This is a genomic window from Rothia nasimurium, from assembly GCF_928381705.1.
In the GTDB taxonomy this organism is placed as follows: domain Bacteria; phylum Actinomycetota; class Actinomycetes; order Actinomycetales; family Micrococcaceae; genus Rothia; species Rothia nasimurium_G.
This window is the reverse complement of the sequence record NZ_CAKMSR010000004.1, coordinates 164,062-188,437: the sequence shown is the minus strand read 5'-3', so window position 1 is coordinate 188,437 and position 24,376 is coordinate 164,062. Positions and strand designations below refer to the sequence as shown.

Genomic DNA, 24,376 nt, shown 5'->3' with positions numbered 1-24,376 from the left:
AAACTGCCCGGCCGGTGGTGCTAGGCGCTCATACTGCGGTATGAATTTAGGGTGCGGACGCCCGCCGCCGCCTTCCCGGGGCCGGGGCGGCTTTTAGACTTAGGAGGGTGGATACCCTACAGATAGAACTGGCTACTACCCAGCGCCGGAAGAAGCTGGTCAATGCGCTTGCTGTTGCCCTGGGGCAGATACTGACCCTGGTGATAACGCTTGCCTTTGGTCTTGCCATGGTGGAGGGCACCTGGGCGCTGGTTTATATAGCGGCCTGGCTGGTTGCTACGTCGAGTCTCTATTTCAGGTATTCCCGGCCGGTTCTGGTGGTGGTTCTGGTGGTGGTATCGCTGCTGGTTACCATACCCGCCCAGTACCCGGCGGTGGGTTCCTGGTGGGCTGCCCCGGTGATGGTTTACCACCTGGTGCGGTATTTTTCGAAGCCGGTGCGTATTGGAATTTTTGTCGCAGCTCTCTTAGCTTCAGTCGTCGGTGGGTTTGTTTTCGCCCGCCCCTTTCTGGTCTATGACCCCAGTTCCTTCGAGTTCTACGCCACCGCCCTAACCGCTGCTTTTATCTGCGCGGCGATTGTCACGATTGCCTGGTTCTTTGGCGACTCCCGGCGGCTTCGCGAGAACCGCCACCGGGCCCTAATTGAGCGGAACCGCCAGTTAGAGCACGAGCGGGAGCAGGAACGGGCCCTTGCCGCCCTCGATGAGCGGGCCCGCATTGCCCGGGAAATGCATGATATCGTGGCTCATTCGCTGTCTGTCATCATTGCCCAGGCGGACGGCGCCCGCTACGCTGCCGCTGCCCAGCAGGCTGGGAGCGGGGCGGGGGCGTCCGCGCAGAATGAACCCGTGGAGCTAGCCGCCCTGGGCACGATTTCTGAGGCGGCGAGGTCGTCCCTGCAACAGATGCGTACCCTGCTGGGGGTTCTGCGCACCGATGAGGGTACCACCGTTGAGCCCCTCCCGGCCCTGCACAACGTCCCCCAGCTCATTGAGCAAACCCAGAAACTGGGTATACCGGTGCGCTTTAGCACGGTATCGGGGGTTGAGGAGAAACTACCGCAGGGCGCCGACCTGACCATCTACCGTATTGTGCAAGAGGCCCTGACCAACGTGGCCAAGCACTGCCCAGGCACTCCCCTGGTGACCGTCACCATTAGCGAGGGTAAGCAGACCCTGGATATCGACATCACCAACCTGCCCCAGGCCGAGCCCACCCAGCCCCTGCCCGGTGCCCGCCGCGGACTGCTGGGTATGCGCGAACGTGTCGATATGTACCACGGCACCCTGCACTACGGCCGCCTAGCCGACGGGTCTTTTAGGGTTTTTGCCCAGATTCCCTTTGTGCCCTAGACCCGCTTAAATTAAGGACCAGCCAACCAATGATGACCAGGAGCGATAGAGTAAAACCGTGATTAGAGTTCTTCTTGTAGATGACCAGCAACTGGTGCGGTCTGGCCTAGCTATGCTGATTGGCTCCCAGGCCGATATGCTGGTGGTAGCCCAAGCCGGGGACGGCCAGCAGGCTATCGAGCAGGTTGCCGCGTGCCAGGCCCAGGGACAGGGTCCGGACGTCGTGCTCATGGACGTCCGTATGCCGGTACTCGACGGCATTGAAGCTACCGGCGCTATCATCGCAGCCCACCCCGAGGTCAAAGTCGTCATGCTGACCACCTTCGACATCGACGACTACGTGTACGCTGCCGTCCAGCGCGGAGCCAGCGGCTTTTTACTCAAGGACGCCCCACCCGAGGAGCTTCTGGGCGCCATCAGGACGGTGCAGCGCGGGGATGCCGTCATTGCCCCCAGCGCCACCAAGCGGCTTCTAGAACAGATGATCCCCCATCTGGCAGGCGGAGCCTCACCCCAGCGGACGCCCCAGAAACACGCCGATAAAATTGCCAGCCTCACCAACCGCGAACGCGAGCTGTTCCTGCTCATTGCCCAGGGGCTGTCGAACGGGGAGATGGCCCAGCAGCTCTTCGTGTCTGAGGCAACCGTCAAAACCCACGTCTCGCACATTTTGGCTAAGCTCGAAGCCCGCGACCGGGTGCAGGCAGTGATTATCGCCTACGAGGCAGGGCTGGTTTAACCTGGAGAGGTTTTCATACCTAGGTATGAGGCTCACCCCTTTCACATCACTCCCGGGTGCGATGTGCCCTACCCCACTGTCTTGCCATACTGGGTATATGAGCACCTCACACACTATTCCTATCGCTGTTTCTGCCCGGCATCTTTCTAAAACCTACGCGGGCGAGTCCCCCCGTGCACGCCCTGCGCAACATTTCCATTGATTTTGAGCGGGGCAAGTTCACGGCCATCATGGGCCCCTCTGGCTCCGGCAAGTCAACCCTGCTGCACACCCTGGCAACTCTCGATGCCCCCGACCCCGGGGAACAGACGTCCGTACAGGTCAAGGGCGTGGAGCTGACGGGGCTCAAGGATGCCGCCCTAGCTGAGTTCCGGGCCCGTAATATCGGCTTTATTTTTCAGGCCTTCAATCTGATTCCCACGCTCACAGCGGCCCAGAATATGGAGCTTCCCCTGGGGCTGGCCAAGATGGCGGTTGATACCATCTGGCACGATGAGCTGGTACGTACCCTGGGCCTTGAGGACCGCCTCAAGCACCTGCCTTCGCAGCTCTCCGGTGGGCAGCAGCAGCGGGTGGCTATCGCCCGGGCCCTGCTCCCGCGCCCGGCCGTCATTTTTGCGGACGAACCCACCGGCGCCCTCGACTCGGCGACCAGTACCGAGGTGCTGGGGCTCCTGCAGCAGGCCAGCAGGGAACAGGGGCAGACCATTTTGATGGTGACCCATGACCCGCTCGCGGCCTCTTACGCTGATCGGGTGCTCTTGCTCAAGGACGGCCAGCTAGCCGGTGGTCTCGAAGCCCCCACCCAGACCAGTGTGCTCTCAGCCCTGGCAAGGCTAGGTGATTAAGATGGCTACCACCCTAAGTACCGTCGCTTTCTCTAACCTGGGCAAGCACCGCCTGCGTTTTGCCCTCACCTCTATCGGCATCGCGATTTCAGCCTTCTTTCTCACCGCTGTGCTACTGATTAATACCACCTTCTATGACGAGGTGAGACAGACAGCAGGCCAGAAGTACTCCACCGCCGATGCCGTTGTTGAAACCACCAACAAATTCACTCAAGGGGGCGCCACCGACTTCCTTCTCAGCAAGGAGCAGGCCGACCGGGTACTGAGTCTTCCCGCAGTTGAATCTGCCTGGGCAGTGGCCTCTACCTACTCCGTTATCCATACACCGGCTGAAGGAGAGCAGGCAGAGAGCACCTACAGCATCGTTCAAGCCGATATGCCAACCGATGCCTTCTTCCCCTACCCCCTGAAAGAGGGCAGCCTACCAGCGTCCACCCATCAGATAGTGATTACCGACCGGGCAGCAGAAGCTCTCTCTGTAGGGGTGGGCGGAGCGGTCGTCCTCGATGATCTTTCTACCGTAACCGAGCAAACCGACCTGGCAGAGCCCCTCCCCCAGGCGGCCTACACCGTCACCGGTATCTACGAACGCCCCACAGGCTACAGAGCGGGACCAGATATGGTCTTTACACCGGGTAACGGTGTAGCAAACTACATTGAACGCAGCCACGCCTATTGGGGTAACACCCCCGACGGCATCTACGAGCAGGTTCTTCTGAAGCTCAAAGACCCCACCTCCACGTCCTTAATGGAGCTCAAGCAGACTCTTACCAACTCTCCCGGCCTTACCGTCTCGTCGGTTGAGGAACAGATTAGAAACGACGTCGGCAAGGGAATGGGCAGCTACACTGCCCTGCTCTCTATTCTTTTCGGCTTTGGGGCTCTCTCGCTCCTTATGAGCTCCTTCATCATCGCCAGCACCTACAAGGTGCATGCGGCAGCCCGCTCCCGTGAACTGGCCCTGCTCCGCACCCTGGGCGCTACCCGCCTAGCGGTGGTGCGCATGCTCCTGGTTGAGGCAGCGGCTCTCGGCGCGCTCTCCTCCCTCGCAGGTATCATCACCGCCTACCTTGCCGCTCTAGTTTTCAACGAAAGTGGCCGCATCACCTTTAACCCCCTAGCGGGTATCCTGGCCATGCTGGTCTGTACGCTCATCACTCTCTTAGCCGTGCTCAAACCGGTTTGGGCCACCCGAGCCATACCACCGGTAGCAGCGCTCAGGGGCTACCAGGACCTTCCGAACGCTCCCCGCACTAGGAACACCTGGGCTTATATCGGCCTCTGCCTTGTACTCACCCTGGCTACAGCAGCCTGCGTCCTAGCCGGGCTTCAGGAGAGCCATGCGGGTCTCATCATGCTGGCTACGGTTCTGGCAGCCCTTACCTTCGTGGTGGCAGCTCCCCTACTGGTAGCGCCGGGCATCGCCCTGCTCCGGGTCTTTGCCCGCCCCTACTCCACCGCGGCCCTGGCCCACAGCAACATCACCCAGTCCCGGGCGTCCGCCTCGGTAACCATCCGCATGGTCTTCATCTGTGCCGCCTTCGTCAGCGCAGCCCTCACCGGTTATTCCACCATGCAGCAGAGCTTCATGGCAGAACTAGACCGCAACTACCCCTACGACGTTGAAGCGGTGCTTGCAGAGCCGGAGATTGCCCGCCTGCATGAGATACAGCGCCAGGTCTCCCAGCTCGACGGTGTAGATGCTGCCCTTGTGGCCCTGCCCCAGGGTAGTGTGCTGACTTCGTCCGATAGCCGATTCAGCACAACGGTCTACTCCGTAGACCCCGAAACACTCACCCGCCTGCACGGTGAACAAACCGGCCAAAAGCTGACCGAGCAGACGGTGCTGCTGAGCCAGGGCTACGCAGACTCCTTCGGGGTACAGGAGGGCCAGCAGCTCTACATCGAAGGAACCCGTGACGCTGTAGAACTCACCGTCAGCATCACCCCCGATACGCTGCGTGGCTTCCTCATCACCACGCAGAACGGCACCCTCATCAGCGGCACGGACCTAGTAGACCCCACCGGAGAGAACACCGAGGCTGGCCTGCTCCAGGCTAATCTTGATCCAGATATTAGCTGGAGTGACCGCTTCTCGGTACTCAACCCCATCGCCGAAATCACCGGCCTCGATGCGGGTGAACTTTCGGGCGTAGAAACCGAAAAAGCCCGCTTACAGGATGATATGCGCTCAGTTCTCTGGGTCGTTCTGGGGCTCCTATCAGCCTCACTGCTGGTCTCGCTCGTGGGACTTGCCAACACCCAGTTACTGAGCACCCAGCAGCGGCGCAGGTCCTACGCCCTACTTCGCGTCAACGGCCTCTCTAGCCGTCGATTGCAGGCTGCCGTCAGCTACGAAACCCTGCTATTGGCTGTCTTCGCCCTCATCTGGGGTGCTGGAGCCGGTCTTGCTACCGCCCTACTCCTGCTCCAGGTTTTTGCTGTCAACAATTTCACCCTGGTTTACAGCGTGCAGCCCTGGCACTACCTAGCGGTTATCGCAGGTGGCCTTGCCCTGGCCTGGGCCACGGTCTTTTTCCCGGCCAGGTCAGCCTCCCGCATACCACCGGTTGCCGCCCTACAGGAGGTGAACTAGCCGGGTAGGCGGGCGTCCGCTTCTCTCAGGGGCCGGACGCCCGCCCCGCCTTAGCTAGCGCTGGGGCTAGCGGTGGGAGTGGGGACCGTCACCGGCGAGGTATTCTTGGGGTCTGCTTTATCGACCTCAACCCGTTCAAGGGCGGTTGCGTGAGTAGCTTCCAGATCTTCAGAGAACTGCTCAAGACGCTGGTAAACAGCCTCATAATAGGAATTCTTCAGATCGGTGATAGAAGAGTCAAAAGAGATGCTCTCACGGCAGGAGATGTCGAACTGTAGCATCTTCTCCGCGTTATCGGCACCCAGCAAACTAGAGCTATAGGCAGCCTGATCGGTGCTCGAAGCCTGACCAAACCCCGCGTTCTTCATGCAGGTCGCCCAGGACTCCTGCAGAGCCAGATAATTTTCATCGGACCGCAGGCTAGTCTCAATAGCCTGGGCGAATTCTGGGGCCAGCAGAGCAGCCTTCACGCCGTTCTCAACAGATCCGTAGATGTACTCGTAGCTCTGAGCCATGCATCCAGCTGAGTTGAGCTCACCGCTGGAATACTCCATGAAAGTCACGGTAAAGGGCTCGCCGCCCTTACCCAGGTAGGCGTCCAGCCCCGCCTGGTCAAAGCTAGCGGTAGCCCGGCCCTCAGTGGCAGGTAACTGACCGTAACCCGAGGCTTTCAATTCCTCGGTGGTTCGGCCCGTGTAGACCGCAGAGTCCAAGGTCAACCCAGCCTCAGGCTCCTGGTAGTTACCACCGGTCTCAGCCACGCAGCGCTCCACAAAAGCCCGGCGGGCAGACTCAGCCTCAGCTGGCGGGAAAATCCAGGACTGCAAACTGTCAATGTGCTCGGTCTTGGCGGTCTCGGCGGTCAACTCATCAAAGTTCTGGGGCTGTGAAGTACAACCAGCCAGTCCCAAAGCTGTGAAGCAGCCAAGCAAGGCCATCCCCTTCACACAGCGGTTCGTAAGTAATGACACGGCGTCCTCCCTAGATAATCAACCTCAATTCTAACTACTATGAATAAGCAGCATCACCACAACCCCCACATGAAACCACGACGACCTCGTCACAGAAAGCAGACTAATAACGTAATGACCTCCCTTGACCAGCAAGGACTTCAGACCAGCCGCCGTGGCCTCATGCGCTTTGCCGCGCTCACAGGTGTGGCCGGTGTTGCCACCGCAGCAGGAACCGCAGCCATCAACCCTACCGCCCACGCAGCGGACGCAACCGCCAGCGTCTTCCCCTCAGATTTCTCCTACCCCACCGTTACCGGCCCCTCCCTGGCCCTGTGGGGTAGTTCATCTTTTGAAGGTGCTCAGGCGGAACAGGGCGTACCGGCAGGTTTTAACGCGAGTATGGAAGCTCTACTCAGCAGCTACCTTTCAGCCCCGGTTCTAGAATTTGGCCGTGGTGGCGAAACCTCAACCATGATCGCTGCCCGCAGAGGCGTACCCAACAACATCTATAAGCTCTCTTTCCCCAATGACCGCATACCGGCCAGCGGAACAGTAAATATCACTCTTTCTGATGCCACCTATGTCGCATGGGGTGCAAGTGCCTATGCACCCGGCTACGTTGGCGGTGTAGCGGGTGTGCTCGAGGCAGGGACAGCAGAGGGGACCTACACCTTCACCCGCGTTGTTCCCGGTGAAGAAATCTATGCTCCCGCCAATACTGAGGCTGCCTGGTTCTACTCCTACCAGGAGATGATTAGTCGCTCTTCCTACCATGTGCTCCAAATCGGCCGTAATAACATCAGCGACTACGACCGCATCACTCAAGACACCCAGCGTTGCTTTGACGTAGCACCGGAGCGCACGATCGTAATGGGCCACTTCGCGTCAAAGGGTGATGCCCTGGACTCTAACCGTGTCAAGAAGGTCAAAGCCTATAATAAGTGGGCCGCAAGCATCTACGGGGCTAAGTTCATGAACCCCGAAACCTATCTGCGCGAAACTACCCAGGAGTCTTGGCTGCGCTACGGTGCCCTAGCTGGCTCGGGGGTTTGGTCTTCAGATGAAGACCGTAAAGCCTATGATGCTGGGCAGATTCCCCCGTCACTATACTCATCTGATGGCCTGCATCTGAACGGCTGGGGCTACGTTGCCCTGTCGCAGATGATTTACTACAAGGTCACTGAGCTCGGCTGGTTTTAGCCCTAAAGATTTTTAGGAATAAGGACGCGGCCCCCGCCTTTCGCTCTGAAAGGTGGGGGCCGCGTCCTGAGGTTTTAGGTGAAGCCTTATCAGCGACTTAGGCGCTCTTGGGCTCCTCATAGCGGGGGAAGATAGGGGCCGGGGCGGGCAGCTCGGTACCGGGTACCAGGGCTTGATCAAGCGCTGCGAAGAGGCGGTTCTCGGGAGCAACCGCCAGCAGGTCAAGCATCTTGCCCATGGATGTGGGCATAACCGGCTGGGTGAGGGTAGCGACGATGCGGAGTACCTCGGCGGTTACATAAAGCACGGTGTTCATGCGCTCCAGGTTGGTCTTGCGCAGCTTCCAGGGCTCCTGGGCAGTGAAGTAGCGGTTGGCTTCGCCCACGACCTGCCAGATACGCTCCAGGGCGCGGTGGAAGGCCTGTTCGTCGAAGTCAGCACGGACGGGATCGTACAGGGCAGCTGCCATCTCAAGCATGGCGGTGTCTTCTGCGGTGAAGGTGCCATGAGCAGGAACCTTGCCGTCGCAGTTCTTGGCGACCATGGAGAGGGAGCGCTGGGCCAGGTTACCCAGGTCGTTGGCTAGGTCGGAGTTAATGCGGTTCTTGATACCTTCGGCTGAGTAGGAGCCGTCCTGGCCGAAGGAGACATCGCGCAGCAGGAAGAAGCGCAGCTGGTCCAGGCCGAAGCTGGCGACCAGATCGGCAGGGTCAACTACGTTGCCGATGGACTTGCTCATCTTCTCGCCGTCAACCAGCAGGAAGCCGTGGCCGAAGACCCGCTTGGGGATTTCAAGGCCGGCTGACCAGAGGAAGGCGGGCCAGTAGATGGCGTGGAAGCGAGTGATGTCCTTACCAATCAGGTGAAGATCAGCGGGCCAGTACTTGGTGAAGAGTTCGCCCTCGGTATCGGGGTAGCCCAGGCCGGTGATGTAGTTGGTCAGGGCGTCCACCCAGACGTACATGACGTGCTTGTCGTTGCCGGGTACAGGTACGCCCCAGTCAAAGGTGGTGCGGGAGATGGAGAGGTCGGTCAGGCCGTTCTTGATGAAGGCGGCCAGCTCATTGCGGCGGGATTCGGGGTAGACGAAGCCCTCGGTGGAGTAGAGCTCCAGCAGGCGGTCGCCGTACTTGGAGAGACGGAAGAAGTAAGATTCCTCTTCGGTCCATTCAACCTCGGTGCCGGTTGAAATGGCGTAGCGGACGCCGTCGCGCACCTCGGTTTCGTCTTCGGTGTAGTAGGCCTCGTCGCGCACGGAGTACCAGCCGGCGTACTTATCGAGGTAGATGTCGCCGTTCTCCTCCATCTTCTTCCAGATGGCCTGAGAGGCAGCGTAGTGGTCGGCATCGGTGGTGCGGATGAAGCGGTCGTAGTCGGCACCTACCAGATCAGCCATAGCGCGGAAGCGGGCTGAGTTCTCGTCGGCCAGTTCCTTGGGGGTCTTGCCCTGTTTAGCAGCGGTGGTCTGCATCTTCTGCCCGTGCTCATCGGTACCGGTCATGAAGCGCACGTCAAAGCCGTCAAGCTTCTTGAAGCGGGCCATGGTGTCGGCGGCAATAACCTCGTAGGCGTGCCCGATATGAGGGGCACCGTTGGGGTAAGAAATCGCAGTGGTGATGTAGTACGGGATAGAAGTCATAGCTACCACTTTACCCGTTTACACCAACCACTGCGAACGCTATTTCACACGGGAAAAAGGCGCGGGTAGGCTTTCCCGGAGCCGACTGGCTGGGATGAGCAAAGGTTTCCGCAAAGCGAAAAAGAAATCCTGAGCGAATCAACCGAGCTTGCGAGGTTGCATGATTGTAGAGCGCCCCAGCGCGAGACCAAGAAGGTTAGTCGGCAAGGGAAAGCCTACCCGCGACTTCGTTTAGTCAGCCAGGTTAATAACCGCCGCGCGGGAGGCGTTGACCACGCGCTTGATGGATTCGAGCACCTCGGCTGAGAGGGCTGAGTCCAGGGCAAGGACGCAGAGGGCTTCAGCCTTCTTGTCGTTGCGGGAGACCTGCATACCGGCGATGTTGATGGAGGCGGTGCCCAGCAGGGTACCGATAGCGGCAATGACGCCCGGGCGGTCTTCGTATTCGAGTACCAGCATGTGGTCGGTGATGGGGATTTCGATATCGTAACCGTTGACGTTGGTCAGTTTTTCGATGAGCTTGGGGCCGGTGACGGTACCGGCGACGGAGACCACTTCACCGTTAGCGAGAGCACCGGTGAGTACGGTTTCGTTGCGGAAGTACTCGGTATCGGTGGTGGTGGCCAGCTCGACCTCAACGCCGCGCTGTTCGGCTAGCACGGGGGCGTTGACGTAGGAAACCTTGTCTGAGACGACGTCGGTGAAGACACCCTTGAGGGCTGAGAGCTTGAGGGAGGTGACGTCCTTGGTGGCGATTTCACCGGCGATCTTGACCTCGACGCGGGTGAGGGCTTCGTCGCCGCCGATGGCGGTGAGGATGCGGCCGACCTTCTCTGCCAGGGGGACGCCGGGGCGGACGTCCTTGTCGATGGCGCCGCCTGCGACGTTGACGGCGTCGGGCACCAGGTCGCCTTCAAGGGCCAGACGTACAGATTTTGCAACCGAGATACCGGCCTTTTCCTGGGCTTCGAAGGTGGAGGCACCCAGGTGGGGGGTGGCAACGACGTTGGGCAGCTCAACAAAGGGTACGTTCTTGGCGGGTTCCTTGACGTAGACGTCAATGGCGGCACCAGCAATTTCGCCCGAGCGCAGGGCTGCGTCGAGGTCTGCTTCGTCGATCAGGCCACCGCGGGCTACGTTGACCACGTAAGCGGTCTTCTTCATCTTCTTGAAGCTCTCGGCGTTGATCATGCCCAGGGTTTCGGGGGTGCGGGGCATGTGGATGGTGATGAAGTCAGAGCGCTCTACCAGCTCATCCAGCTCAACCAGTTCTGCGCCCAGGGCTGCTGCGCGGGCTGAGGTTACGAAAGGGTCGTAGGCGATAATCTCGGTGCCGAAGGCCTTGAGGCGCTCTGCAACCAGACCACCGATTCGGCCCAGGCCGATAATGCCGATGGTCTTTTCAAAGAGCTCAACGCCTGAGAAGGCGGAGCGCTTCCACTGGCCTGCCTTCATGGAAGCGTCGGCAGCAGCGATGTTACGGGCCAGGCCCAGGATGTGCCCGACGGTGAGCTCTGCTGCGGAAATGACGTTAGAGGTGGGAGCATTGACTACCATGACGCCGGCCTTGGTGGCGGCCTTGATGTCTACGTTATCGAGGCCTACACCCGCACGGGCAATGACCTTGAGTTTCTTGGCTGCAGCGATGGCTTCGGCGTCCACTTGAGTTGCTGAGCGAACCAGAATGGCATCTACATCTGCAATGGCGGGGATGAGTTCTTCGCGGTTGGCGCCGTCGCAGGAGCGGATTTCAAAATCGGGGCCCAGGGCTTCAACGGTGGCGGGTGAGAGTTCTTCAGCGAGCAGAACGACGGGTTTTGCAGTCACAGGTGGTTTCCTTAGATAGCGGGTGACGGTTAGAGAAAGTGGGGCAGCTGGCGCTTCGGACCCTAAGGACGCCGCTGGTAGGGGTGCTCTGGTGAGAGCAGGAGTGCGGTGGTTAGGCTACAGTTCACCGTACGGCTGTAGCGAGACCGCTCCCCCAGTTTACTGGGGGTTGGCAAGAGCCGGCTACCTTGCCCTGGGTGGGTGAGGTAGCCGGCTCTTGAGAGTTCACTGCTGGTGCAGGTGAGAGTAGCTTGGCTTAGCGGGCAACTGAGCCGTCGACGTAGTCTGAGTCAACGGAGTTGTTCCAGGCAAAGAGCTTGCGCAGTTCGCGACCGGTTGCTTCGATGGGGTGGGCTTCACCCTTGGCACGCAGCTCCTTGAACTCGGGGCCGCCGGCTGCCTGGTCTTCCATGAAGCGCTTGGCGAAGGTGCCGTCCTGAATATCAGCCAGAACAGCCTTCATGTTTTCCTTGACCTCGGGGGTGATAACGCGGGGGCCTGAGACGTAGTCGCCGTATTCGGCGGTGTCTGAGATGGACCAGCGCTGCTTGGCGATGCCGCCCTCAATCATGAGGTCAACAATCAGCTTGAGCTCGTGCAGCACCTCGAAGTAGGCGATTTCGGGCTGGTAGCCAGCTTCGGTCAGGGTTTCGAAGCCGTACTGGATCAGCTGGGAAGCGCCACCGCAGAGAACTGCCTGCTCGCCGAAGAGGTCTGACTCGGTTTCTTCCTTGAAGGTGGTTTCAATGACGCCTGCGCGGGTTGCGCCCATAGCCTTGGCGTAGGCCAGGGCCAGGTCGAGGGCCTTACCTGATGCGTCCTTTTCAACGGCGACGAGGGCGGGCACGGCGCGTCCTGCCTCAAATTCGCGGCGGACGGTGTGGCCGGGGCCCTTGGGGGCGACCATAGCAACGTCGACGCCCTCGGGGGCTTCGATGTAGCCGAAGACGATGTTGAAGCCGTGGGCGAAGAAGAGGGCGTCACCTTCGTTGAGGTTGGGGGCGATGTCGTTCTTGTAGACCTCTGCCTGAACCTGGTCGGGGGTGAGGATCATGATGACGTCTGCTTCTGCTGCTGCTTCTGCAACGGTGAGGACGCGCAGGCCTTCTGCTTCTGCCTTGGCGCGTGACTTTGAGCCTTCTGCAAGACCAACGCGGACGTCTACGCCGGAGTCACGCAGGTTGAGGGCGTGGGCGTGGCCCTGGGAACCGTAGCCGATGATGGCGACGGAGCGTTCTGCGATGTTCGCCAGATCTGCGTCGTCGTTGTAGTAGATCTTTGCCATGGTGTTCGATCTCCTTGATCCATTGAGGGGCAGCAGCTGCTGCTAAACCTTGGTTGTGATGAACCGTTAGTCTCTAGCCTAGTAGGTTCGGCTGATTTTGAGACGCAGGTTTCATATTTTGGAACGATATTTTTGGGCGGCTCTTCGCCTAGCCGCGCAGGGCCTTTTCGCTCATGGAGCGGGGGCCGCGAGAAAGCCCGATGGTGCCAGCGCGCACAATCTCACGGACGCCGAAGGGCTCAAGCACCTCAAGCAGGGCGTCAATCTTATTGGCAGAGCCGGTGGCCTCGATAATGACGGACTCGGTAGAGACGTCCACAATCTTGGCGCGGAAGAGGTCGGCGGCCTGGGTGACCTGGATGCGGGCTGCCGCGTCCGCCTTGACCTTAATGAGAATGTGGTCGCGCTGGGCCGACTGTTCATCGGGCAGTTCCACAATCTTCAGCACATGAATCAGCTTATTGAGCTGCTTGGTCACCTGCTCTAGAAGCACCCCTTCTGCGTCCACCACTACGGTAATGCGGGAGATACCCGGAACTTCGGTGGGGCCCACGGCCAGGGAGTCAATATTAAACATGCGGCGGGCAAAGAGGCCTGAGACTCTGGCCAGCACGCCGGGCTTATCTTCTACAAGAACCGAGAGGGTGTGGCGGCTCATAGCATCTCCTCATCTTCGCCCCAGGAGGGTGAGATATCTTTAGCAATCTGAATCTGGTCGTTGGACACACCCGCGGGCACCATAGGCCAGACCAGGGCATCGGGGCTGACGTTGAAGTCCACGACGACAGGACGGTCGTTAATGGCCAGGGCCTGCTTGATGGTTTCCTCAACATCCTCATCGCTCTCACAGCGTAGGGCGGCGCAACCATAGGCTTCAGCCAGTTTGACGAAGTCAGGTACTCGCTCGGTACCCATGCCGGTCTTGAGATGGGTGTTGGAGTAGCGCCCATCGTAGAAGAGGTTCTGCCACTGGCGCACCATGCCCAGGGAAGAGTTGTTGATGATGGCAACCTTGATGGGAATGTTGTTCTGCACGCAGGTAGCTAGTTCCTGGTTGGTCATCTGGAAGCAACCGTCACCGTCAATAGCCCATACGACGGAGTCGGGGAAGGCAACCTTGACACCCATTGCAGCGGGAACAGAGAAGCCCATGGTGCCCAGACCCGCTGAGTTGATGAAGTGGCGGGGGTTTTCGCTCTGGATAAACTGGGCTGCCCACATCTGGTGCTGGCCCACACCGGTGACGTAGTAGGCATCGGGGCCGGTGAGCTCACTCAGCTTTTCGATGACGTACTGGGGAGAGCCCAGGCCGTCGTCAGTCTTGGTGTAGCCCAGCAGGAAGGTTTCCTTGAACCGATTAACCAGCTTCCACCAGTCCGAAAGGTCGGGAAGTTCAGAAGCAAACTCGCCCTCGAGAATCTCGTTAAGCTCGGGAAGCACGTAGCGCAGATCCCCCACGATGGGTACGTCGGCAATACGAATCTTTGAGATTTCTGCGGGGTCTACATCGACGTGGATGACCTTAGCGTGCGGAGCAAATTCCGAGACGACGCCGGTGACGCGGTCGTCAAAACGGGCACCCAGGGCAATAAGCAGGTCAGACTTCTGCATGGCGGTTACAGCAGGTACCGTACCGTGCATGCCCGGCATACCCAGGTTCTGGGGGTCTGAGTCGGGGTAAGCACCGCGGGCGGTCAGGGTGGTGACGACGGGGGCACCGATGGTTTTAGCAAGCTTGAGCAGCTCGTCGGACGCTTCAGCGCGGACGACACCGCCGCCTACATAGAGGACGGGGCGCTGGGACTCGGTAATAAGCTTGGCCGCTTCGCGAATCTGCTTGGAGTGGCCGCGGGTGACGGGATTGTAGCCGCGGGGGTCGGTGTTAGCGGGCGGCCAGGAGAAGTCCATCATGCCCTGCTGGGCGTCCTTGGTAATGTCAACGAGGACGGGGCCCGGTCGGCCGGTTGCAGCGATTTTGAAGGCGGTGGCGATGCAGCGGGGAATCTCTTGGGCATCGCGCACCATGAAGGAGTGCTTGGTGATGGGCATGGTCATGCCCACGATGTCGGCTTCCTGGAAGGCGTCGGTGCCAATCACCTTTGAAGAGACCTGGCCGGTGATGCACACCAGGGGCACAGAATCCATATTGGCGTCTGCGATGGCGGTGAGCAGGTTGGTGGCGCCGGGGCCCGAGGTGGCGATAGCTACGCCGACCTTACCGCTGGCAATCGCGTAGCCTTCTGCTGCGTGCCCTGCCCCCTGTTCGTGGCGCACCAGGATGTGGTTGAGCTTTTCAGAATCAAAGAGGGGGTCATAGGTGGGCAGAATCGCGCCGCCGGGCAGGCCGAAGATATCGGTTACACCCAGTTCTTCGAGGGAGCGGACGATGGCTTGAGAGCCGGTCATGCGCTCTACCGGTGAGGTTTCTGAGCTGCTACGGTTGCCCAGGTTTTTAGCTAGATCTGCAGGGTTGATGGGATTTCCCGCTGTCATTGGTGATCCTCGCGATGGTCTGAAGATGATCTTGTGTGTGAGCGGATGGGTACGCCCGTTGGGTGTAGGTAGTGCCGGGTTGCGGTATAAACCTAGAAAAAAACCCTCCGCTTGGTTGAGCGAAGGGTGCGCACGCCGTAAGACACATCAAAGACTTATGCTGCGCACTCGTTCACGAGTCGCACCACAAGAATAATCTGTGACTGCTGGCGTGTTGTCATACCCTTTATTCTTGGTGCTCAAGGGCACACCGGTCAAACCGGTCTTAGAATGTGACACAACATTTTCACACATCAAGACACTACAAGGAAGCCTCTGCGCCTCAATCTCGGCGAGTCGACACAAACTTGCACATTGTCATTTAAAGACTTTTAGGCAATCAGCAGTACTTTTCTGGGCAAGATAACACTTATAGCACGTAGACTGATGACATGACTGAACCCCAGCTCACCAGTAGTGAAATCGCCAAGGCCCTGCATACTGTCTTCGATAGTCAGATTATTAACTATGGGGCCTACAACCTGGTTTTTGCTACAGGTTCATCTATCTACCGAAACCCCGATGTAGCATCCCGCCAGGAAGAGGGTCAAAGCCATTTCCTCATTGGCTACAGGGATACCCCACGAGAGGCCGTCATTGCCCCGCTCTCTCTACCCGAAGTTCGCGGTACCGGCACGCCCACCTCGATCGATAACACCAACGCCGCACGTACCTTCACTCTTTCAGAGTTTTCGTTTGGCCTAGAGTCCACGAACGGCACCTCATTTTCCCTCACCTTCGAGCCTCAGATGACTGTACAGACCTCAGAAGGTAGCGGCGTGCTCGACCAGGCACTTGATATCGAAGATTTCAAGCGTGTCATTATTGAGGCTTGGGAGCTCTAACCCTTCTCCCCATGGTGAAGCCCGCATACAAAAGACTGGGCATCACCTGAAAAATAGACACAGACAAACCAGGATAAATGAAAAGAAGCCCGACCGGATAACCGGTCGGGCTTCTTACGCTGTGCGCCCCCTGGGACTCGAACCCAGAACCCATTGATTAAGAGTCAATTGCTCTGCCAATTGAGCTAGAGGCGCATATTTACTTGTCAGACCGAGAATCTGTCTCAGCAACGGGTTCTACTATACGCAGCTTTTTTGAGGCGCGCAAGCTGAAAAGGGTGTTTGTGAGCACCTTCATAAAAAGCGTATGTGTACAGCCCATACAGAAGACCTCCCGCCGTATCGGAAGGAGGCCCAGAAGCACTATTTACGGTACTCTGCAATCATCTCTGGCGTAATAACGTCCATAACAGCGGTATTGACGCGCTCAATGATAGGCTCCGCGACATTAGCCTCGGGTACGTCGGCTTGTGCCGACGGAGCCTCTGCTAAAGATTTAGTGATAGCCCCAATCTGGGCAGTGCGCTCACCGGCGACATCATCGAGCACCTCACTACCAGCATGGTGCTCGTTGAGACTTTCAATAATATGAATGAGCATTTCGCGAAATTCAGGGTTTGAAAGCTCGCCGGCAGATCCCAGCTTGCGGTCAATATTCTCCGCTTCAGCCAACACACGCCGCCCCTCTTCGGTGATACCCAGAAGGTAGCTACGGCGATCTATGGTGTTCCTGGTACGGAATACATGGCCGTGTGCTTCAAGACGGGCAAGGGTTTTGCCCATGGTCTGCGCCTGCACACCCACAAGGGAGGCAACTTTCACCTGTGAAATCATGCCTTCGCGGGCGATGACGCCGAGAGCGGTTACGCCAGCATGAGTGAGCCCAAGTGACTTCAGCTGATCGTCCCAGCTGTATTCCAGCATGCGCGCTGCAGTTGAGAGGAGTCGATTAATCGACCAATTACGAATTTCTGGCATAGCACCATTATAAGCATACTCACCACTTATATGCCTAGACATGACAGGTGCTTGACATAATCCACCGTACACTGAGTAATTGTTGAACAACCCTGTATCTCAGCTCAATCCTGGGTTACGTACCCCTGATAAGCTGTGAACAGTGGCATGCCCCTGCTAGCTGCACCCCTACTCTGATCACCTTTTGTGAAAGGACGCCCGTGGAACGACTCACTCCGGGAACCCCCGCACCACAGTTCACCCTGCCGGCTGCAGGAGGTGGAACTATCTCCCTGGCCGACTACGCAGGGCAGAAGATAATCGTCTACTTTTACCCCAAGGCATCTACCCCCGGGTGCACCACCCAGGCCTGCGACTTTAGAGATAATCTAGCCTCGCTCACCTCTCACGGGTACGCCGTCCTGGGCATCTCACCCGATAGCGTCAATGCCCTCGATACCTTCACCGAGAACCAGGAACTCACTTTCCCCCTGCTTTCTGACGAAGACCACGCGGTTGCGGAAGCCTACGGAGCCTGGGGCGAAAAGAAAAACTATGGCAAGACCTATGTAGGCCTGATTCGCTCCACCCTCGTCATCGATGAAAAGGGCATCATAGAGGTCGCCCAATACAACGTCCGGGCCAAGGGGCATGTTGCAAAGCTGCGCCGAGATCTAGGCATCGATGCCTAACCGCGACGGCCGTATTTAGCAAAACCTCTCAAGGTGTTGTAGCATAGACACTGTTGTGCTGACAGCACCGCATGCGCGAGTGGTGAAATTGGCAGACACGCAGGATTTAGGTTCCTGTGCCTTACGGCGTGAGGGTTCAAGTCCCTCCTCGCGCACATAGACGAAACACCCGTTCAGCCCGGTTTATCCACGGTTGGACGGGTTTTTTGATAGCTAAAACCTGACGGTAAGGTCTAGGTCAACGTGCCTCAGAACGAAGGGGATTCTCTTATGGCAGCATCAGCCCTGTCTCGCCGCACTCTGCTTCACTATGGTTCCATACTGACCGCTGGCCTAGCCCTTTCAGCCTGTTCGAGCCCGACTGAAGCCAACCCCGCAGCGTCCGCGTCCCCCACCGAGAGTGCAGGTCCCACCTTCCGTTTTGCCCAGGGCGCGCAAGTACTCACCCTTGACCCAGCAGCGACCTACCGGGTAGAAAGCCACCGCATCAGCGCCCAAATTCTAGAACCTCTAGTTCGATCTGATGTCAACACCGGTGAGCCCGCCCCTTCTCTTGCAACCAGCTGGGAGACTAGCGAGGACGGTCTCACCTACACCTTTAATCTGGTTGAGAATGCCACCTTTAGCGATGGCACCCCGTTGACAGCCAGTAGCATACTGGCCAATATCGAGCGTTGGTCTACTCTGGGAAAAACTGCTCTCACCCGTATGACTCAGCCTTTTCATCAGCTCTTTGGCAGCGCTAAAGCCGCAGACGGCAACGAGATTAAGCCCCTGGTGACCGCCTGGTCGGCACCTACAGATACTAGCCTTGACATCGTTCTCAGCCGACCTTCTCGCAGTTTTCTCAAGGCCCTGAGCCAGCCAGCCTACGGGGTTGTTCAACCCAGCAGTATCGGGGCGGACGGCTACCTCACCGGCTCCCCCGTAGGAACCGGAGCCTTTACGCTGAGTTCCTGGGATGGCGGTACCGCCGTCCTCACCCGTAACAGTTCCTACCGGGGCGAGCCCGCCGATCTCGGTGCCATCGAGTTCCTTACCATCCCCGATGCCGAAAAGCGCTACTACAACCTGCTCGAAGGCAGCATCGATGCCTACGACCAGGTGGCCCTCAAGGACTACGTCCCATTGGCCCTGGACGGGTATGCGGTGCAGTCCCGCGACCCCTACGCAATTGCCTATATCGGTATCAACCTCTCCCACCCGGCCTTCGACGACGCCCGGGTGCGCCAGGCCCTGGCCCGCGCCATCGACAGGGCCGCTATCGTCGAGGCCTACTACCCCCAGGGCACCAACACCGCGCCCGACTTCATCCCCGCCCTCTTCCAGATGAAGAACGAGGACATGGAGCAGGTCTATACCTATAACCTCACCCGCGCCCAGGAACTCCTGCGCGCCAGCACCTACGCCAACCAGGCCATTGATTTCTACTACCCAGTTAACCTCTCTCTACCCTCCCTACCCTCCCCCGAAGGTATCTACTCGCTGATCTCGGCAAACCTGGTTGAGGCAGGCTTCAATATCGTGCCCAAACCCTACCGCTGGTCGGACGCCGACACCGAGGACGTGCCTACCGCCCACCCCGACTACGGGCTGGAGCTTACCGGCTTCATCGGAGCTTTCCGCGACCCCACCGCCTTTCTGGGGCACGTGCTGACCCCGGCGGCGTCCGCACCTACAACCATTAGCGAGGCCAGCCCCAGCCCAACTCCCACACCTTCCCCCACCTCTACGGCAGCAGCTGCTGAGCCTGCCAAAGCAAGCGCCAGCTACGCCAGCATCCTCCAAGCTATCAACGAAGCTGACACCTACACCGATATCACAGACTGGCGAAATGCTTACAAAGAGATCAATAACCAGGTAGCCAACCTGCTGTCTGCAATTCCTCTGGTCTACCCTGTCTCGGGCGTCACCCAGGGCCAGAGGGTGCGTACCTACACGGTGAGTGCTACTTGCATCGACGATTTCTCCACCGTGCGCATCGACGACTAGCCCACCCCGGGCGTCCGCAAAAGAGCGTCAAAGAACTGCGCGTGTTAGGTAGGTCGCTCTATCTGTACTACTCTAAAGAAGAGAACGGGGCCGAGCGGCTCCACCCCAGCCGGTGTCCAGCGTCGGGCACCACAGTCTTAGAGTGACGGAGTGTCAATCACGTGGCAAACGAAGTACAGACCGATGTCGTCCTAGTGGGCGGCGGTATTATGAGCGCAACCCTGGGCGTCCTACTCAAGGAAGTAGAGCCCACCTGGAATATCACCCTGCTGGAGCGCCTCGATCAGGTAGGGCAAGAGTCATCTAACCCCTGGAACAACGCGGGAACCGGCCACTCAGCGCTCTGCGAACTCAACTACGCCCCGGCAGGCCCTGACGGAACTGTCGACCCGGCTAAGGCTCTGGGTATTAACGAACAGTTCCAGGTCTCCCGCCAGCTCTGGGCTTCCCTGGTTGAAGAGGGAAAGATTAAGGACGCCAGTTTCATCAACCCCGTGCCCCATATGTCCCTGGTCTTCGGTGAAGACCATGTGCGCTACCTGGGCAAGCGCTTTGAGGCCTTTGAGAACCAGAAGCTCTTTGAGCGTATGAAGTTCTCCACCGATTTCGACCAGATCCGCCAGTGGGCTCCCCTTGCTGTGGAGGGCCGCGACCCCAACCAGAAAATCGCCGCTACCTGGTCCCCCGAGGGTACCGACGTGGATTTTGGCAACCTCACCCAGCAGATGGTGGATTACCTGGTCGAGCAGGGCGTCACTGTTCAGTACGGCCAGCAGGTCACCAACCTCGAGCAGCAGAGTGACGGCAGCTGGCTGGTCAAGGTTAAGAACCGCCTGAACTCCGAGCACAGCCAGACCATTCGTGCCAAGTTTGTCTTCCTGGGTGCCGGTGGCGGTGCCCTCAACCTGCTGCAGAAGTCAGGTATTAAGGAAGGCAAGGGCTTCGGCGGCTTCCCCGTCTCGGGCCTCTTCTTCCGCAATACCAATGAAGAAACCGCTCTCAAGCACAATGCCAAGGTCTACGGCCAGGCTTCGGTGGGTGCCCCGCCCATGTCTGTGCCCCACCTCGACACCCGCTACGTGAACGGCAAGCGCTCCCTGCTCTTTGGCCCCTACGCTGGCTTTAAGACCAACTTCCTCAAGCAGGGCTCCCTGCTCGATCTGCCCCTCTCCCTGCGTCCGGACAACCTGGTCCCCATGATTCGCGCGGGTCTGGACAACGTAGATCTCACCAAGTACCTCATCGGTGAACTGCTCAAGAACCGTGACGAGCGTGTAGCTTCTCTGCGCGAGTACTACCCCACCGCGGTAGCAGATGAGTGGGAGCTCATCACCGCCGGTCAGCGCGTACAGGTTATTAAGAAGGACGCCAAGAAGGGCGGCGTGCTGCAGTTCGGCACCGAACTCATTGCATCGGGCGACGGCTCCATCGCGGCCCTGCTCGGTGCCTCCCCCGGCGCCTCAACCGCCGCCCCCATCATGCTGACCCTGCTGGCCCGTTGCTTCCCCTCCAAGATGAACCAGTGGGAGCCCCGCATCAAGGAACTGGTACCCGGCTACGGCGTCAAGCTCAACGACAACCACGACCTGGCTGACGAGCTCTTTGCCCACACCGCCAAGGTGCTGGGTATCGATAACTAGCCCACCGGCGTCCGCCCACTACCGTGTGGGCTACCCTGTCTCATAGCTGCCCCGGCATCATGCGCCGGGGCAGCTACTGTTTTATCACGAAGCAGACGCTCAGCCAGCTCAAAGGTTTATCATGCTACTGATAAGATGTTTACTGATTAAATCACCGCATGCCCAAAGGACGACACTATGGCTCTCAAAGAACAAACCATTAGCCGGGCGGTTACAGAGGAGGCCCACAAAGAGGCTCCCAAGCCCGCCAAGCTCTCAGATATGAGCGGGTCAAGCTGGAAGTATATTTTCAAACGCGCTCTCAGCGAATTCACGAACGACGGCTGCACCGACCTTGCAGCCGCTCTCACCTACTTTACGGTGCTCTCTATCTTCCCCGGCCTACTGGCCGTGGTCTCCCTGCTGGGTGTCTTTGGGCAGGGTCAGCAGACCACTGACGCGATTCTCAACTTCCTTGAAGACTACGCCCCGGCTGAAATGCTGACTCTCCTAGAGGAACCCATTACCCAGCTCACCAGCTCAACTGCTGCTGGTCTGGCTCTGGTTACCGGTGTGGTTGGTGCCCTCTGGACAGCATCAGGTTACATCGGTGCCTTTGGCCGCGCGATGAACAAGATTTACGGTGTGGTCGAAGGGCGTCCTATCTGGAAGCTTCGCCCCTTCAATCTGCTGGTAACCGCTGCTATGGTGCTGATTGTAGTTGCAATGATGCTGGTTCTCCTCTCATCAGAAGACGTACTGACCACAGTTCAGAACGCTATTCCCGCTGTTGAGCTCGGTGGTTTCATCGGTATCTGGATGTGGCTTCGCTACCCCATCATGCTGGTTCTAGCTGTTATTTTAATTAGCCTGCTCTACTTCGCGACCCCCAATATCAAGCAGCCTAAGTTCCGCTTCCTCACTCCCGGTGCCGGTATCGCTCTCATTGTGATGGCAATTGCAGCACTTGGTTTCACCTTCTACGTTTCGAACTTCGGTTCCTACAATGCCACCTACGGCCTGATTGGTGGCGTTATCGTGATGCTGCTTTTCATTTGGATCATGAACAATGTGCTGCTGCTCGGTGCTCAGATTGACGCTGAAATTCAGCGCGGCCGCGAGCTGCAGGCAGGTATCAAGGCTGAGGACGAGCTCCAGCTGTCCCCGCGTGATGACACCATGGCGATCAAGCTCCAAGAAAAGAAGGAGAACCTGGTCGAAGAAGGCCGCAAGATTCGCCTGGCCCATAACGGTGTTGATTTCCAGCAGATGGCCGAGAAGCAGGAGAAGAAGGACTCCGAGTAGACGCTATGTGCGAGCCCTGTCTTTCGGTCGAGACTTTCTGCGCCCCTGCTGCCGGGGCGGACGCTCCGCCCCGGCTTCTTGAGGGCCAGCAGGTGGTGGCGGTGCACGGTTTTGCCTCCACCCCCGAGGTGACCTGGGAACGGACCGGTTGGGTTCGGCAGTTCCAGCGAGCAGGGGCAGATGTCCATCTGGTCACCTTGCCCTACCACCGGCTCGAAGAAGCAGGGCACGAAGGGGCAGAAAGGTCTGGCGGGCAGATAGCCGTCACCTGGCAGCAAGAAGGGCTCATGGCCTCCCTGGGCACAGCCCTTGCCCGGGCTCTGGCAGATATAGATACACCGGTTCATCTGCTGGGCTATTCCCTGGGCGCCCGCATCTGCTGGCAGGTAGCGCTCAGCTCCCCGCACCTGGTACAGAGCCTGACGCTCGGAGGCCTGCCCCTAGCAACCCACCTCGACGAGGTGCAGTCTTATCTGTCGGAGTCTCCCTCCACCCCCGGCACCTCCCTACCAGAGGGACTCCAGGCCGTCCTCGATGCCAGCCCCCTGCCCCGCGCTGCACTGGCCGCTTTTACAGCCCAGCCAGTTGAGCCTTTCACACCGAACAAACTACCTATCTGCCCCACCCTCCTCTTTGCCGGCAGCGACGATACCCTAGCCACCGGGCTCCCTGCCCTTGCCGCGGCCCTGCCGCACCCGGCGTCCGCCCATCTGGAGCTAGCTGGCCGCGACCATATTAGTGCCCTGACCAGCGGCCAAGCCCGCCGGGCAGCTGCCGACTTCATAGCGCGTCACGCGGTCTCACCGGCTGGCAGGGAACCTAGCCACACGGTAGCGTAGAGGGTAGCAGCAGGTAGCTCTATCTGCCCCGATATTCCCTCCCGCTACAAAAGGAGCCCCATGCACAAGGTCAAGGCCGTTGTTTCGCTGGCCAAGGATCAGCCCGTCGAAGTTGTCACCATCAATGTGCCCGACCCCATCAAGGGTGAAGCCCTGGTCAAGGTGCTCACCTGCGGTGTCTGCCAGACCGACCACCACTACGTCCAGGGCGGAGTCGGCAATGACTACCCCTACCTGCTGGGCCACGAATCAGCAGGAATCGTCGAAGCCGTGGGTGAGGGCGTGACCAATGTAGCTCCCGGTGACCTGGTGATTCTCAACTGGCGTGCTGTCTGCGGCGAGTGCCGCGCCTGTAAGAAGGGCAAGCCCCAGTACTGCTTTGCAACCCACAACGCGACCCAGAAGATGACTCTTGAGGACGGCACCGAGCTCTCCCCCGCCCTGGGCATCGGCTCCTTTGCCGAGAAAACTCTGGTAGCAGCCGGGCAATGCACCAAGATTGACGCTGAGCTAACCGAAGACCAGTACGCCGCCATCGGCCTGCTGGGCTGCGGTGTTACCGCCGGTCTGGGCGCTGTGCTCAACACCGGTGAGGTTGCCCGCGGTGAGTCCGTCGCTGTGATTGGTTGCGGCGGTGTAGGTACCGCCGCTGTTGCCGGAGCCAAGCTGGGCGGGGCCACCACCATCATCGCTGTAGACATTGACGACGATAAGCTAGCCCGCGCCAAGGAGCACGGGGCCACCCACGTCATCAATTCCAAGAACCAGGATCCTGTTGCCGCTATCAAGGACCTGACCGATGGCTTCGGAGCCGACCTGGTCATTGACGCGGTGGGTGTTGAAGCCACTTTCAAGCAGGCCTTCGAAGCCCGCGACCTGGCCGGACGCGTTGTCCTGGTGGGCGTGCCCGCCCCCGGTACCACCTGGGAAGCTCCCCTGGACGAGGTCTTCGGCCGGGGTGGCTCCATCAAGTCAGCCTGGTACGGCGATACCTTACCCTCCCGCGACTTCCCCATGTTCGTGCAGCACTATCAGCTGGGCAACCTCGACCTGGACGGTTTCGTCTCAGAACGCATCAGCCTGGAGCAGGTCAATGAGGCCTTTGAAACCATGAAGACCGGTAAGGTTCTACGCTCAGTTGTTGAGCTCTAGG

Annotated in this window: 18 protein-coding genes, 2 tRNA genes and 1 pseudogene; 13 read left to right on the top strand and 8 right to left on the bottom strand. The window is 59.1% G+C overall.

Annotation, left to right across the window (positions count from 1 at the left end; translation table 11 throughout):
* Nucleotides 1-107: 107 nt before the first annotated feature.
* The 4 genes and pseudogenes from L6762_RS05210 (at nt 108) to L6762_RS05195 (ending at nt 5,538) form a co-directional block, all read left to right on the top strand.
* Nucleotides 108-1,355: a sensor histidine kinase gene (locus tag L6762_RS05210; RefSeq protein WP_237185908.1), complete on the top strand. Its 1,248-nt coding sequence runs from the start codon at nt 108-110 to the stop codon at nt 1,353-1,355.
* A 112-nt stretch (nt 1,356-1,467) separates the two neighbouring features.
* Nucleotides 1,468-2,094, top strand: coding sequence for a response regulator transcription factor (locus L6762_RS05205; protein ID WP_237185945.1), 627 nt, complete (start codon nt 1,468-1,470; stop codon nt 2,092-2,094).
* Between the two features lie 97 nt (nt 2,095-2,191).
* Nucleotides 2,192-2,942 (top strand): annotated as a pseudogene (locus L6762_RS05200) (ABC transporter ATP-binding protein).
* Between the two features lies 1 nt (nt 2,943).
* Nucleotides 2,944-5,538 (top strand): ABC transporter permease, encoded by a 2,595-nt coding sequence (locus tag L6762_RS05195; RefSeq protein ID WP_237185907.1) that lies wholly within the window; start codon nt 2,944-2,946, stop codon nt 5,536-5,538.
* A gap of 50 nt (nt 5,539-5,588) precedes the next feature.
* On the opposite strand, the gene L6762_RS05190 is transcribed toward L6762_RS05195, so the two are convergent.
* Nucleotides 5,589-6,509 (bottom strand): hypothetical protein, encoded by a 921-nt coding sequence (locus L6762_RS05190; RefSeq protein ID WP_237185906.1) that lies wholly within the window; start codon nt 6,507-6,509, stop codon nt 5,589-5,591.
* 114 nt (nt 6,510-6,623) lie between these two features.
* Here L6762_RS05190 and L6762_RS05185 point away from each other — a divergent pair, with 114 nt between their 5' ends.
* Nucleotides 6,624-7,691, top strand: coding sequence for a hypothetical protein (locus tag L6762_RS05185; RefSeq protein ID WP_237185905.1), 1,068 nt, complete (start codon nt 6,624-6,626; stop codon nt 7,689-7,691).
* A 97-nt stretch (nt 7,692-7,788) separates the two neighbouring features.
* On the opposite strand, the gene metG is transcribed toward L6762_RS05185, so the two are convergent.
* From metG to L6762_RS05160, 5 genes are all read right to left on the bottom strand, one after another.
* Nucleotides 7,789-9,330, bottom strand: coding sequence for a methionine--tRNA ligase (gene metG, locus L6762_RS05180; protein ID WP_237185904.1), 1,542 nt, complete (start codon nt 9,328-9,330; stop codon nt 7,789-7,791).
* A 231-nt stretch (nt 9,331-9,561) separates the two neighbouring features.
* Entirely contained in the window at nt 9,562-11,157 is a 1,596-nt protein-coding gene (gene serA / locus L6762_RS05175; RefSeq protein WP_237185903.1) for a phosphoglycerate dehydrogenase, read from the bottom strand.
* A gap of 256 nt (nt 11,158-11,413) precedes the next feature.
* Nucleotides 11,414-12,442: a ketol-acid reductoisomerase gene (ilvC, locus tag L6762_RS05170; protein ID WP_237185902.1), complete on the bottom strand. Its 1,029-nt coding sequence runs from the start codon at nt 12,440-12,442 to the stop codon at nt 11,414-11,416.
* 148 nt (nt 12,443-12,590) lie between these two features.
* Nucleotides 12,591-13,100: an acetolactate synthase small subunit gene (gene ilvN / locus L6762_RS05165; RefSeq protein WP_237185901.1), complete on the bottom strand. Its 510-nt coding sequence runs from the start codon at nt 13,098-13,100 to the stop codon at nt 12,591-12,593.
* Complete coding sequence (locus L6762_RS05160; RefSeq protein ID WP_272878685.1) at nt 13,097-14,935, bottom strand: acetolactate synthase large subunit; 1,839 nt, start codon at nt 14,933-14,935, stop codon at nt 13,097-13,099. The genes ilvN and L6762_RS05160 overlap by 4 nt, the downstream gene beginning before the upstream one ends.
* Nucleotides 14,936-15,366: 431 nt before the next feature.
* Here L6762_RS05160 and L6762_RS05155 point away from each other — a divergent pair, with 431 nt between their 5' ends.
* Nucleotides 15,367-15,819, top strand: coding sequence for a hypothetical protein (locus tag L6762_RS05155; RefSeq protein ID WP_237185900.1), 453 nt, complete (start codon nt 15,367-15,369; stop codon nt 15,817-15,819).
* Between the two features lie 122 nt (nt 15,820-15,941).
* Here the strand turns inward: L6762_RS05155 and L6762_RS05150 are convergent.
* Nucleotides 15,942-16,014, bottom strand: a tRNA-Lys gene (locus L6762_RS05150).
* Between the two features lie 168 nt (nt 16,015-16,182).
* Nucleotides 16,183-16,797, bottom strand: a complete 615-nt coding sequence (locus L6762_RS05145) for a MarR family winged helix-turn-helix transcriptional regulator (RefSeq protein WP_237185899.1) — start codon at nt 16,795-16,797, stop codon at nt 16,183-16,185.
* A 200-nt stretch (nt 16,798-16,997) separates the two neighbouring features.
* Here L6762_RS05145 and bcp point away from each other — a divergent pair, with 200 nt between their 5' ends.
* The 7 genes from bcp to L6762_RS05110 all read left to right on the top strand — a co-directional run bounded on the left by bcp (nt 16,998) and on the right by L6762_RS05110 (nt 24,375).
* Complete coding sequence (gene bcp / locus L6762_RS05140; protein ID WP_237185898.1) at nt 16,998-17,468, top strand: thioredoxin-dependent thiol peroxidase; 471 nt, start codon at nt 16,998-17,000, stop codon at nt 17,466-17,468.
* A 73-nt stretch (nt 17,469-17,541) separates the two neighbouring features.
* Nucleotides 17,542-17,623: transfer RNA gene (locus L6762_RS05135), tRNA-Leu, on the top strand.
* Nucleotides 17,624-17,738: 115 nt separating this feature from the next.
* A complete protein-coding gene (locus L6762_RS05130) occupies nt 17,739-19,460 on the top strand; it encodes an ABC transporter substrate-binding protein (protein ID WP_237185897.1) in 1,722 nt (573 codons plus the stop codon).
* A 161-nt stretch (nt 19,461-19,621) separates the two neighbouring features.
* Entirely contained in the window at nt 19,622-21,100 is a 1,479-nt protein-coding gene (locus L6762_RS05125; protein ID WP_272878684.1) for a malate:quinone oxidoreductase, read from the top strand.
* Nucleotides 21,101-21,277: 177 nt separating this feature from the next.
* Nucleotides 21,278-22,384, top strand: coding sequence for a YihY/virulence factor BrkB family protein (locus tag L6762_RS05120; protein WP_237185896.1), 1,107 nt, complete (start codon nt 21,278-21,280; stop codon nt 22,382-22,384).
* 5 nt (nt 22,385-22,389) lie between these two features.
* Nucleotides 22,390-23,223, top strand: a complete 834-nt coding sequence (locus tag L6762_RS05115; RefSeq protein ID WP_237185895.1) for an alpha/beta fold hydrolase — start codon at nt 22,390-22,392, stop codon at nt 23,221-23,223.
* Between the two features lie 60 nt (nt 23,224-23,283).
* Nucleotides 23,284-24,375 (top strand): S-(hydroxymethyl)mycothiol dehydrogenase, encoded by a 1,092-nt coding sequence (locus tag L6762_RS05110; RefSeq protein WP_237185893.1) that lies wholly within the window; start codon nt 23,284-23,286, stop codon nt 24,373-24,375.
* Nucleotide 24,376 lies beyond the last annotated feature (1 nt).